Here is an 11,728-nt window from a genome sequence, read left to right on the forward strand (position 1 = left end):
GGCTGCTCACCAGCCAAAACCAGTTTTAATAACCTATTTCATTTTCAAATACTGAGTTTAGAATTAATTTATGTGAAAAATCGTTTAGAAAAGCCCATAAAAAATAGAATTATCTATATCATCAAGCGTCTCACAAAAAAAAAGGTAAATAGATAGTAAATTTCCAAAAAATGGTTATTATCTTTAAATCACTCAATCTTAAGAATATTCTCTATTTTATTTGCGGCTTCTATACTCTTATCATTTAAGGGAGTCAGCTTTATTTGTTCAGCGGATTTAACACCTACTCCAAGTTCAGCCGCCCTGCGAATCTGTTCCAGTTCAAAGATGTTTCCCGCCATAACCTCTCTTGTAACTCCATAACTCCTGAGAATAGCCACTCCAACCGCATCTATAGCAACTCTATCCCTACTGGCCAGCAGAATTTTGGGTTCCACAGTATCACCATGCTCAGGACCTCCGCTGACGAAGATTTTCATTGCATCCATAAGCACAAAATCAACATCGTAGTATCGATTGATTTCAGCAATCATAAGTCTTTGATCGGGAGACCCATGCAACTCCGACATATAGTCATGCGAATCACCAGTAACTCTTCTCGCAACCAAGCCGGTAGAGTTTTTCAGCGACAGGGTGAAGTGGCCACCAAATCGATGGGTTTTAAGACAACAGGTTTGCACAACCTTATCGGCTTCGAGAAACATCTTAGCTATATAGAATCCTCTTGACCAGTGAGTCCCATCGGCATCAATCTTCACCCAAGCATTAGCATCCTGCTCATCTAATACCACCACCTTAAAGCCCAGCTTCTTGGATAAATCCAAGACTCCCATTTTCTCCAAAACCTTTCTGGTGATGCCCATTCCGCTTCTCTCACCCAGTATCAAAGAGCTTATTTGAGCTTCTTTTAAACCTTCAACCAGGATTTTGAGTGTCTCAATATGGGTGGATGCGGGAAACGGATCCGCACTGTTAAAATTCGGTTTCAAGGCTACATTCTTCCCACGATAATCATTCAAATCGAGTTTTTTTAGAAGACTTCTAATCCCAACACTTCTATCTGGAGTTTTTACTAAAAAAACCTTAGCTTTTCCATTTTGGGGCGCCATACTTTTCGTCCACTCCTATTAGTTGTGATAAGGCATTAAAATGATCCTATTATTTGTTATAGGGTAATTACAGTAATGAATTTAAGAGGAGTAATTTCTCCGGTTAGCCCTTGTTAATCCCTCAGTAGTATATTTGGATTGTTTTAAAACTTAGGTAATAAGATTCTAGAAATTACCCTCCAAACTAGTTGAATGAGTGGGGCTTAAAAAATCTTATCTATTACCTCTTAGCAGAATCGGAATAGTAAAAATAAAACATATTAGATTATTTTGTTGTATATTTTTTATATAGAGATTTTAAACTTGAAAAAGTTCTAGCTAATAAATTCTTATAATTTTTTCTCGAACAGACGTTTAATGGAACTAGGAAGTAAGTTTGCCTTGATTTCTTTTTCTTTCTAGTAAAAATTTTAGCCTTATCATTGAACGGCAAAGATTATTCAGGAGAATTAGATCATCTGTTGTTTTATGTTCTTTAGTTTTGAATAGGGATCTATAAGCCTCTTCAACCTGATTCAGGAATGATTGGATATCATCCTCATCAAGAAGGACTTCACTTGTCAAAATAGACGCCCCACTAAATTTTAACCAAGATATTTTGATAATGGCAATATTATTTAACTGTGTAAAATCGGAAGAATATTTAGAGAAATACCTCAATAATATCTTCGAAAATTTAAAAATTAGGGTTAGAAAATTTAGGATTCATCATTAAAACTTCTTACTTTTTAATAACATATATATAAAAATAAAATTTAGAAAGGTATAGATAATATTTTTTCGAGTCAATAGATGTTTTACAGGGAAGTTAATCTCATTTTTTGGATTCAGTCTTGGAACCATTCTGTTTTTTTTCCCTAAGGTCTCTTACCATCACGGCAGGTTGACCTTGCCAAACTGTGTAACTAGGTAATACCTTGCCACGCGTCACCATACTGTAAGACCCTACCGTAACATGATCTTCCAATTTAGCCCCGGGCCATATCAGTGCCCTTGTACCTATGACACAGTTATTACCAATCCTAGTCCTTGCGATAAATAGAGTGTCCCCTTCAATGGCGTGGGCTGCTATCAGTGCGTATGCTCCTAGAACCGTATTATCACCAATCTCTGTCAGAGGCGGATCTACAATAACCGTGGGCAAGACTCCCTTTCCTATTTTGCATCCCAGTGCTTTGTACATCAGTCGCGATAATCCGGCGCTACCCCAGGGTGTTTCTTTATAATAGTTTTGATAAGTTCCTGTTATCATGGCGTTTAGTATCCACTGTCTGACTATTGGATGATTTGGTGTGTAGGGGTATCGGCCCTCAGGTATCGGTTTAACCCATAATTTTGCTAATGGTAGACTGTAAAGGAAGTAGAAAAATTTTATTATAACATAGAATAGGGGAGTGAAGGTGAATAGGAAAGCCCATGCCCATAGGCTGTCTTGCCAAACTCCTTTGATTCCGGTTGCTGTTATCTGGGGATAACCCAGTATGGACCATAGGAAGGGCATACTTAGATAGGGTGAGCTGAAGAACCAGTCTACAACCAGTAGAAGTCCCAGAAATATGATTATCGTTGTGATAAATGCTGGGAACATGGGTAATATGATAAATCCTGTATGATGGATAGAGAGCCACTGTCCGCCATATCTGCCGAGTTTGATTTCCTCGACAACACCTTTGATCTCTAATGCGTCGGCATCAATTTTTTTTCCACTGGACAATAAATAACCTCCATTCATAACCTATAGTCAAAGAGAAAGTACTACTACATTTATAACCTTTATTATTAAAAAAAGAACATTAAATAATTTATTATGGCAGTATAAAAGAGTTAAAAATTGTTATGAGTTTTTTACGATTTTTAAAGTTAACCTTTTGGTTAGAGACTTAGCATTATTTCTCTTATTCTTCCCTCTATGAGCCGTACCTTGTACTTGTTGAATGTTTCTATGAGACCTTGTTTAATTTCCTCGAAAGGCTTTTTTGTTTCTAAGATTATTTGGTGGAGCACTATTAATTGATCAATTTTTCCGAAGAAGCTTAAGCATATTTTATGGGTTTTTAAGAACTCATCGTTTGAGGAGTCAATTTCTATGTAGACCTCATCCCCCACTCTTCTGTCAAGTAAATATATGAAGTCTTCCAAGTTTTCCACTCTCAGGAATATCATGAGATTTTGCTCCGATTGTTCTCAGAGATAAAAAATGCAAGGTTCATTATTTACATTTTTCTATTCTTCAACTGCCTCGTAGAAAACAAGTTTGCAATCTACACATTCATTTACATTTACTCTTTTGGAGCGTGTTTTTCCAATAGGCACGGCAACCTGACCTAAATTTATAGACTTACTTTTACATCTTGGACACTCACCCATTAGTAACCCTCCAAAAATTGTTATTTTACTATAAATTAATCTAGTATATTATATTTCCCATGAAAAACTAAAGATTTTCATAATTTGTCTAAAACGCGCAAGCGTATGAAGGTTTGCTATGAAAAACTTGATATTTTCATAATTTGTCTAAGAAGCGAAGCTTAAGTAGGTTTATTTTCCACTTCATATTTTACAAACTTAATTACTAACAAAGATGTAAGTGTTAGGAGAGTAAATTCTTGATTGCATTGCAAACCTGTTCCAGATTGGTTATCAATTGGAAACGTCCGTTTCCCATTTTTGCGAGTTTGGAGCAAATCCAAGTCTGAGCTGAGGGGAGGCCAAGAACATGCAGGTGGTCATACTTGGAAACATAGGGAAAGGGATTTTTCCCTGCAGTTACTTCGCCATCGGTGATTAGTATTCCAATTTTTTCAATCGGGCGTTCCTTACCTAACTCTTGTATTCCTAGTTCTAGGGCTTCAGCGATATTGGTAAAACCACCAGCAGAAACATCTAAAATTTTCTCACACACTTTAATTGGGGGTTCTTCTTTATCGATGGAGGCTATTATCCAAGCATTATGGTTGAATCCGATTACGGAGTACTTGTTTAGACACAGGGATAAGGAGGCTGCTGTTAGTGCCGCTGCGCTGATCTTAAATCCAAACATGGAAAGTGAGCAGTCAACCAGAAGTACTGCGGGAACATACTTTTCGGTTCTTTTAAAAACGTGGATGTCTTCATAATCAAGAAATGTTTTTCCCAGCATGTTCTCAACGGTTTTTTCCAGATCTATTTCTTCATAGGAATTAAATCTGTAGGGTTGGGACTCCATGAATCCCGTGTATAGGCCTCTGCCGATTTCTCTGGCAGCAATTCGGACTGCGGTTCTTGCCGCTATTCTCTTGGCCGATTCCCTCAAATCTGGTTTAAGTGATTGACTAATTTTTGTATACCAGTTGACACTCCCCTCGACTAAAGTCGGGGGATTCTTGCTTCTGGCTCAACGCCTTCGAAGCAACGGGTGTGCCACCACCCGGTTAACACGCCCTTCCCTCAAGGGAACGGCGTCTATGTTGGCACCCTCATGGGGGCTGCGTCTTGTTTAGCCCCTTAAGCCCAAGCCAAACCCTTCAGCTACCAACAACTATTTATATACCCTACTTTCAAATAAGCTTTTTTGCGATTCATCCCCACGACTGAAGTCGGGGGCTTTCTCGCCAAGGTTATGTAAGAAGTTTTAGAGAAGTCTGTTCTTCCTCCCCATCTTCAGTTAGAGGAAACCCATTATTGTCCTTCCCAGATTCTTCATTGGTTTGAGCTACGAAAAAATTTTCTTGACTCCTCCAGAAATTCACTTGAAGGTTCACTCATTCTATACGGTCTGATTCGTGTTTCTTCACTGGGGGAAATTATTCTAAGAACTTCAAGTACAATCTGCTTTATCACTTGCTCTGGAGTTTTTTGTGATGTTTCTACCAGCCAAATTTTACTGCCCAGAGCCATGTAGGCAGCGTCTAGAGCTAGCGATAAGTATATCTCAAAGTCTTGAATGTTCTCTTTTTCCAAATCTGTGAGTTGTTGGAATATTTCCACGAAGTGCATTGCGCCCCTTACCGATGCTCCCTGCTTAATTTCGGGGTGATTTCTTGTTCTTCTTGTTATTTCCACCGCCTGTTCCACAAGCTTTTCATCTTTGCAATCTGTTCTTAGCTTGACAATTTGTTCTTCTTCCTCTTTTGACTGGTAGGTCATTTTTAGTTTACAGAGTCGGTCGAAAATCCCCATACTAACTTTGCTGGTGCCCACATCATCATAAGGATTCTGAGCAGAAACCAGCCGAAACCCATTATTAGAATTTATTAATCCTACTCTGGGCACGACTATTTCTCCTTCTTCAATGGCTCGCATTAAAACATTTAAAGCATCGGGGGGGAATTCTGTTAAACTCGTCAATATAGAGTATACCGCCTTTCTTCATTGCTTCCAACAGGGGTCCCTCAACAAAATGTTCTGGTTTATATCCTTCCGCAACCGCTTGCGCCGGATCAAAATATCCTAAAAGTTTTGAGGGTGTTAAATCAGCGGTTCCCTCAACCATGATAAAGGGAGTGTTCATTTCCTCCGCTATGACCTGCAGCAGCGTACTCTTAGTGGTTCCCGGCGGTCCCTCAAGGAGTATATGTCTACCTGCAGCGAGGGCGGCTAAAATGTTACGTGTTTCTCGTTCTCTATTTATGACCTTCTTTTTTACTCTTTCATATAATTCCTTTAGATCTTCCTTTTGCAAAACTATCGACCTACTTTATAAACCATGATTAAAAGTAAAATGTGAACAGAAATAAATCTTGGGTATCAGTTCAATTAGTTGATTAGGGATCAATTTGATTTTTATATACTAAAATTAGTTTTTGTTAGCCTTTATTTTGTGGGAGTGATTTCGATTCCTTTCCCGATTATTTTGAATTCACCCTTTGTTGAGGCTTTACCTCTATGTCTTACATGTATTTCATTACCCTGAATTTCCATGATAACGTCCGCTAATTGCAGTATTTGAACCATTATTGTTTTTTCAGTGAGTTCGGATTCTAAAAGAGAAATAAATACTCCTTTAACTATGCGAATTCGAGCTTTAAGAAAAGAGAGAAATCTAATAGCAGCAGAAGGATTAATAAAAGTGATGATGCTGGAAAGAGAATCTAGCACCACTCTTAGTTTTTCAAAATTTCCTGTTAAAGTAGTTATTGCTTCAACTATTTTTGAGCTTAAACCCGCAAGGTCGGTTGCCGCCGGAACATACAATACAGTGCTTGTATCTTCCACATTGGGATTAACGGTTTGAGAATATGCATCAATTATTTTATATGCCACCTTTTCCCCTTTTCCGTATTTAGATAAATCCCATCCAAACTCTCCCATTTCATTATATATATCTTCGGCAAAGTTATTCGTTGTAATGTAGATTCCCGACTCTCCCCCTTCAAGACCCTTATAGAAAAATTCTTTTACAAGGATTTCTTTTCCACAGAGAGGTTCCCCCACAATTATACAAAGGGAGCCAGGACGCAAACCATGGTCTAATAGCTCGTCTAGGCCTTGAATGCCTATTTGGACTCTATTATCTTTTTCTGATTCTGGCACGTATCTTCCCTCTTTCTGTAGAATCCCTAAATTCTCCTTTTGAATCCGCCTTAATTATAATTTCTTGTGTGTATTAATTTATAAATGTAAAGATTTTTGTACCAAAAAAATGGTGATTATCTAAATATTTTCATAACGTCCTTTCTATACTTCTCCAATTCTGGAGTAAGGTCTTCGATGTTAGCATTTTCTTTAATGGAAACCACAAGTATGGCTTTGGGTCCTGCACCTAAAGCAAGAATTTTTCCCCTTTCAATTTCCACTATAATTCGTTTTGCAAATGATTTCATTAAGGCAGCCGCTGTTTCAGATGCTCCAACCATAGAGGCAGACATAGCCGCAAATTTCTGCCCGTCGATGTCCCTTGGAAGATTACTTGATATTAGATTTCCATTTCTGGTTACTATTGCCACACCTTCAATTTCCGAAATGTTTTGGAGACTGGTTAAAATTTTTTCTAACTCTTCTGCCTCAGCCGTTTTCATTTTCTTTCCCTCCAAATAATATGATGTCAAGAAGAATATCAATCACCAAGGTTAAGTTACTTTTAGTTTTTGCACTACAACCTATAACGGGTATCTTCAGGGGGAGAGTGAGTCTCTCTTGAACCATCGAAGGCTCTATAGCCTGATCAAGATCCTGTTTGTTCGCGGCAATTACGGAAGGTAAATGGTAACCCCCACACTTCTCAAAAAGAATTTTAGCTCTGGGGAAAGTGTCTGGATCTGAGCTATCAACCATTAAAATTAATCCCACTGCCTCTTTAGCTATTGTTTCTACGATGGTGTCAAATTGCGGCTGCCCCGGTGTGCCAAAGAATTCTATATAGAACCCTCTATAATCTAGTGTACCATAGTCGAGAGCCACAGTAGTGCCCATACGATCCACACTAATGGCTTCATCCGCTACAGCGTGCAGAAAGGTTGTTTTACCCGCTTCGTAAGCACCCGTCACTACAATTTTTGGTATATAGACTCTGAGCCCTCCCGGGAGTAGTATTCTCACTGGAATCTCCCAAGGAATTCTTCGAGCCCATGTTATCTTTTTTATGGAGAGGGACTGTTTGATGTATAAAAATTCTCTACTGGGTTTTATCTCAAATACACCCTCAAAGAAGTCCGTAATCTTACCAACCTCATCTTGTTGATAAGTCCAGGTTGAAAAGAGACCGATAACAATGGCTTCCTGTAAACAACTGATTAGTTCCAGGATCTCTTCAACCCCATCCCCATGCATGTCCAAAAAGCTGCTTATCGAATCAAAAATTACCACAGTTTTTTCCGTTGAGAATCCAGACAATTTCTTCCTTGTATCCTCATTATCATAAGGGTTTGTAACCAGTTTTTCTTTGCTGTCTATTCCGCTGTATCCGCAGTAGGCGTCCACCAAAATAAAGGAGCCTTCTTTCTCAAAGTGGTCTGTTACCCAACCTAGAGTTTTAGCCTGTTTTCTCACTGCGTCTGGAAATTTGTTATTTACTACATACATTATGCGGTATCCGTTATCTAATCCCACTTTTGCGAAGTGAAGACCAATGAGTGAAGGGTCTATTCCGGGAGCGACCATAAACACGACTTTTTTCTTTTCGGGGATGCCCTTGATTTTTTTGTCGAAGAACGGTATATTTGTTTTCAACATTGGTAGGAATCTCCTAGTAGATTACGCTAACACCATCATTGGTTATTGATATACGCCTCCTACCCGCGTGATGAGCAGTACCCCTCATTTTAAAAACTTCAATATACCTATTCCTTTTATCATCCTCCGCTTCCCAGTATAATACTATAACTCCATTTGCCAGGTATTCTTCCACCCCAAAACGAGTAATGTTTGTTGGATCATTACCGGTTTCCGTAACAAATATGGAAGTGCACTTGTTTTTACGCAACATGCTAGAAATGATGTTTAATTCTCTGCGAATCACACCCACGTTAGGATACTGTAAAAACAGGACAGATACCGGATCCAGTACCACTCTCTTTATTCCTAAATCCTTAACCGCAGTTTCCAGTGTAACATATAGACCATCAAGATTGAATGCTTCAGGGTTTAGAGTGAGAGCGGTGTCCCCAAGGGTCATCAGAGTAAAGTCCGCGATTAGTAACTTTTTTTTATCAATAAGATTGGCCAGGTTCCAATCAAAGTTTTTACCATTGCGTAGTAAACTCTGCATGGTTTCCTCAAAGGTTACGTAAAGCCCCGGTTCATTGAACTGGGAAGCCCCCCTATAAAGAAACTCTAGGGAAAAAATGGATTTTCCCGCACCAGACACACCAGATATAATGTATGTTTCACCCCTTATTAGACCCCCTTGAATCAATTCGTCGAATCCCTTAATACCGGTGGGTGTCCTTTCACTCAACTCTTCTTCTACGGATTCCCCCTCGAAAACCTTTGTCCTTTTACGAAGTTCATCTAAAAGGGACTCGCTTCGTTTTCCTCTTCTACTCATACTTTAACTTCCCTCTGTTTTGTCAATTCTTCCAGAACCTCTGTCAATTCATCAACCGTTGGAACCCCAATAAATCTCCAGTTCATGCCAATAATATCCAAAGTTGGGGTAGTTAAAACACCATCTCGTAACGCCCGCTCTGGATTTTTCTCTAAATCCACTTCTTCAATCTCCAAGTCTAGGTTCAAGTTTTCTAGACTTTTTTTAATGTTACTTAAAACCATGTGATACTTGGGTGTTCTCTGGGATCTAAATAGAACTAGTTTGTACTTTCCCACCGTCACTGTAATCACAACCTAATACAGTTCATTCGTTAATATAAAATAAGCAAAGTTGATTAATAAGGATTTAGTAGCCTAAACAAAACCAAAAATTAAAAAACGCGTGATTTTCTGTTAATTGTTTATGACTGGAAATCTTTTGATAAGAATTAAAAGTATTTTAAAAGGAAGGATAAAAGGTTATTAAACACCAAATTATCGGCAGCGAATGAAAGCAGAATATCTTTAACACCTGAAATAAGTTGTTTACGTCTCATGGGAAATCTTGAGAGTATTTGCTTATTCATATTCGTGATGGGTTAGAGGTGATTTGATTTGGATCCTAGCATTAAGGCGTTGTTTAATCCAGATTCTGTTGCGATTGTGGGTGCTTCCAACAATGTTTCAAAGCTGGGTAGCATAGCTTTAAACTTCATGATTGGTAGAGGCTTTCCCAAAGAACGAGTCTTCCCTGTGAACCCCTCAGAGCAGGAGGTTATGGGATTAAGGTGCTACCCCTCCGTGGCTGATATTCCTAGAAAAGTGGATTTAGTTTACATACTTACCCCGGCACAAACTGTTGAAAAAATTGTTGAAGACTGCATCAAAAATGGAGTAAAATGTGCAATGATTGGATCGGCCGGCTTCGCAGAAGTGGGAAAGGTAGAGGAACAGAACAAACTTGTGAGTAAAGCGAGAAAAGGAGGTTTACGCCTACTGGGTCCCAATTCGCAGGGAATTCTGTCTACACCGAATAATTTCTGTGCTTGTTTCTCTCCCACATTACTGATTCCAAACACACCCATAAGAGGAGATGTGGGTCTGATTTCACACTCCGGCGCAATAATGGGCAGCACCCTCACCCACATGTGGGATTTAGGACTAGGAATCAGCCGAAGCGTCTCCACCGGTAATGAAGCAGATTTGGAAACAGCCGAAATCCTAGACTTCATGGCCGAAGACCCACACACTAAAACCATCGTCATATATCTTGAAGTGATTAAAAACAAAGACCTGTTCCGCAAAGCTGCGAAGAAGGCAAGAGAAGCCGACAAGCCAGTGGTAGTTTTTAATGCCTCCAAAAGCCAAAAGGCTAGGAAAATCACCCAGTACCATACCGGATTAGTTTCACAGCTTGAAGAGGGGTATGACCCGCTTCTCAAGGATTCCGGGGTAATACTGTGCCAAGGGGTAGACGACCTTTACAATCTGCCCATGGCCTTATCGTGGCAACCCAAACCGAAAGACCACCGGATAGCTGTGATAGCGACCAGTGGCGCCACTTGCACCATAACAGCGGATTTGAGTGAAGAATACGGCTTAGATGTACCAGAATTTAAGGAGAGAGCCAAAGAAAAATTGGAAACCATCCTCCCGGGATTCGCACAAATAAAAAACCCACTCGACGTCACCGGCCAAATAATATTGAACCTAGGAATGTTCAAAGAGTGCATAGAAACCCTCTGCAGAGAAGACTACCTAAACACCATCTACCTCATCATCACCAGCGCAGTGGGAGACCCTGCAGTTCTACTCGCAAACGACATAGTTGAGGTCTCAAAAGAAGTAAAAAAATTCAACAAACCCCTAATAGTAACCTGGCTAGCCTCCAGAATCCTCTCCCAAAAAGCCCACGAACTACTACTAGAAAACAGAATACCCACTTATCCCACCATCCGATCCGCAGTAAAAACAATTAAAGAAATAGCGGATTGGGAAAAAGGTAATTAGTTTTAGAATCCATCTTTTGGAAAGATTTAAGTAAAACTTGCAATCTTTTGGATACGAGGTCGAATAAAATGAGCCAACTAGGAAAAACTTATGGCGAGTTCAAACTCGGCGAGGTAGACAAATCACCCGCCATAACAATAACAGACGCACATATAATAGCGTTCGCCTCCCTCTCCGGCGATTATAATCCTCTGCATATTGACGAGGAGTTCGCAAAAAAGTCTCCGTTTGGAACTAGAATTGCTCACGGTCTTCTCTCAGTTAGTGTTTTATCAGGATATTTGGGGCAATTGTTAAACGGAACAGCTATCGCCTTCCTGGGAGCGCACTACAAGTTTACCGCTCCAGTAAAAATAGGCGACACTATACACGCCGAATCCGAGGTAATAGAGAAGAAGGATAAGGAAAAGTATAATGGCGGAGTGGTTAGAATCAAGATGCAGATAAAGAATCAGAAGGCCGAAGTGTGCGTTGACGGCGAAGCCGCCGTAATGGTTTCAAACACTAGATTGTGGTAAACTAGTATTTCTAATTAACCAACAGAATTTTTTCTACCCCACTTTAGAAGTCCAGTTGAATTTCCAGTTAACCAGAAGGTAAAATTACTATTCGCTCATAAATAAGAATTTTGTGGCTGACCATTTTTGCTGGCGTTTTTTAAGGAT

15 protein-coding genes are annotated in these 11,728 nt (G+C 39.5%); 2 read left to right on the forward strand and 13 right to left on the reverse strand.

Going from position 1 to position 11,728, the window contains the following annotated elements:
* Positions 1–188 precede the first annotated feature (188 nt).
* The 13 genes from ACUVXA_RS09210 to ACUVXA_RS09270 all read right to left on the reverse strand — a co-directional run bounded on the left by ACUVXA_RS09210 (position 189) and on the right by ACUVXA_RS09270 (position 9,356).
* Positions 189–1,109 carry a DUF362 domain-containing protein gene (locus ACUVXA_RS09210; RefSeq protein WP_445870960.1) on the reverse strand — a complete coding sequence of 307 codons (921 nt, stop codon included), beginning with the start codon at positions 1,107–1,109 and terminating at the stop codon, positions 189–191.
* A gap of 363 nt (positions 1,110–1,472) precedes the next feature.
* The gene (locus ACUVXA_RS09215; RefSeq protein WP_445870961.1) at positions 1,473–1,673 is read right to left on the reverse strand and encodes a hypothetical protein; all 201 of its coding nucleotides are present in this window, start codon (positions 1,671–1,673) and stop codon (positions 1,473–1,475) included.
* 250 nt (positions 1,674–1,923) lie between these two features.
* The gene (locus ACUVXA_RS09220) at positions 1,924–2,823 is read right to left on the reverse strand and encodes an acyltransferase (protein ID WP_445870962.1); all 900 of its coding nucleotides are present in this window, start codon (positions 2,821–2,823) and stop codon (positions 1,924–1,926) included.
* A gap of 158 nt (positions 2,824–2,981) precedes the next feature.
* On the reverse strand, positions 2,982–3,272 hold the full coding sequence (locus tag ACUVXA_RS09225; protein ID WP_445870963.1) for a hypothetical protein: 291 nt from the start codon (positions 3,270–3,272) through the stop codon (positions 2,982–2,984).
* A gap of 60 nt (positions 3,273–3,332) precedes the next feature.
* On the reverse strand, positions 3,333–3,476 hold the full coding sequence (locus ACUVXA_RS09230) for a hypothetical protein (protein WP_445870964.1): 144 nt from the start codon (positions 3,474–3,476) through the stop codon (positions 3,333–3,335).
* Between the two features lie 223 nt (positions 3,477–3,699).
* A complete protein-coding gene (locus ACUVXA_RS09235; RefSeq protein WP_445870965.1) occupies positions 3,700–4,401 on the reverse strand; it encodes a VWA domain-containing protein in 702 nt (233 codons plus the stop codon).
* Between the two features lie 386 nt (positions 4,402–4,787).
* Positions 4,788–5,435: a hypothetical protein gene (locus tag ACUVXA_RS09240; RefSeq protein WP_445870966.1), complete on the reverse strand. Its 648-nt coding sequence runs from the start codon at positions 5,433–5,435 to the stop codon at positions 4,788–4,790.
* Positions 5,377–5,769, reverse strand: coding sequence for an AAA family ATPase (locus tag ACUVXA_RS09245; protein WP_445870967.1), 393 nt, complete (start codon positions 5,767–5,769; stop codon positions 5,377–5,379). Before ACUVXA_RS09245 ends, ACUVXA_RS09240 begins: the two co-directional genes overlap by 59 nt.
* A 131-nt stretch (positions 5,770–5,900) precedes the next feature.
* On the reverse strand, positions 5,901–6,620 hold the full coding sequence (locus ACUVXA_RS09250) for an RAD55 family ATPase (protein ID WP_445870968.1): 720 nt from the start codon (positions 6,618–6,620) through the stop codon (positions 5,901–5,903).
* Positions 6,621–6,736: 116 nt separating this feature from the next.
* The gene (locus ACUVXA_RS09255; protein ID WP_445870969.1) at positions 6,737–7,105 is read right to left on the reverse strand and encodes a roadblock/LC7 domain-containing protein; all 369 of its coding nucleotides are present in this window, start codon (positions 7,103–7,105) and stop codon (positions 6,737–6,739) included.
* Positions 7,092–8,258 (reverse strand): ATPase domain-containing protein, encoded by a 1,167-nt coding sequence (locus tag ACUVXA_RS09260; protein ID WP_445870970.1) that lies wholly within the window; start codon positions 8,256–8,258, stop codon positions 7,092–7,094. Before ACUVXA_RS09260 ends, ACUVXA_RS09255 begins: the two co-directional genes overlap by 14 nt.
* Positions 8,259–8,271: 13 nt before the next feature.
* Positions 8,272–9,072 carry an ATPase domain-containing protein gene (locus tag ACUVXA_RS09265; protein WP_445870971.1) on the reverse strand — a complete coding sequence of 267 codons (801 nt, stop codon included), beginning with the start codon at positions 9,070–9,072 and terminating at the stop codon, positions 8,272–8,274.
* Positions 9,069–9,356 carry a hypothetical protein gene (locus tag ACUVXA_RS09270; RefSeq protein WP_445870972.1) on the reverse strand — a complete coding sequence of 96 codons (288 nt, stop codon included), beginning with the start codon at positions 9,354–9,356 and terminating at the stop codon, positions 9,069–9,071. The genes ACUVXA_RS09265 and ACUVXA_RS09270 overlap by 4 nt, the downstream gene beginning before the upstream one ends.
* A 312-nt stretch (positions 9,357–9,668) precedes the next feature.
* Here ACUVXA_RS09270 and ACUVXA_RS09275 point away from each other — a divergent pair, with 312 nt between their 5' ends.
* Both ACUVXA_RS09275 and ACUVXA_RS09280 read left to right on the forward strand, forming a co-directional pair.
* Positions 9,669–11,063: an acetate--CoA ligase family protein gene (locus tag ACUVXA_RS09275; RefSeq protein ID WP_445870973.1), complete on the forward strand. Its 1,395-nt coding sequence runs from the start codon at positions 9,669–9,671 to the stop codon at positions 11,061–11,063.
* 68 nt (positions 11,064–11,131) lie between these two features.
* On the forward strand, positions 11,132–11,581 hold the full coding sequence (locus tag ACUVXA_RS09280; protein WP_445870974.1) for a MaoC family dehydratase: 450 nt from the start codon (positions 11,132–11,134) through the stop codon (positions 11,579–11,581).
* Positions 11,582–11,728: the final 147 nt, after the last annotated feature.

The organism is Candidatus Jordarchaeum sp. (genome assembly GCF_052745115.1).

Excerpts from the sequence above, each read along its gene's own strand:
- ACUVXA_RS09210 (WP_445870960.1), bottom strand. The coding sequence starts at position 1,109 with ATGGCGCCCCAAAATGGAAAAGCTAAGGTTTTTTTAGTAAAAACTCCA.
- ACUVXA_RS09225 (WP_445870963.1), bottom strand. The coding sequence starts at position 3,272 with ATGATATTCCTGAGAGTGGAAAACTTGGAAGACTTCATATATTTACTT.
- ACUVXA_RS09230 (WP_445870964.1), bottom strand. The coding sequence starts at position 3,476 with ATGGGTGAGTGTCCAAGATGTAAAAGTAAGTCTATAAATTTAGGTCAG.
- ACUVXA_RS09255 (WP_445870969.1), bottom strand. The coding sequence starts at position 7,105 with ATGAAAACGGCTGAGGCAGAAGAGTTAGAAAAAATTTTAACCAGTCTC.
- ACUVXA_RS09260 (WP_445870970.1), bottom strand. The coding sequence starts at position 8,258 with ATGTTGAAAACAAATATACCGTTCTTCGACAAAAAAATCAAGGGCATC.
- ACUVXA_RS09265 (WP_445870971.1), bottom strand. The coding sequence starts at position 9,072 with ATGAGTAGAAGAGGAAAACGAAGCGAGTCCCTTTTAGATGAACTTCGT.
- ACUVXA_RS09280 (WP_445870974.1), top strand. The coding sequence starts at position 11,132 with ATGAGCCAACTAGGAAAAACTTATGGCGAGTTCAAACTCGGCGAGGTA.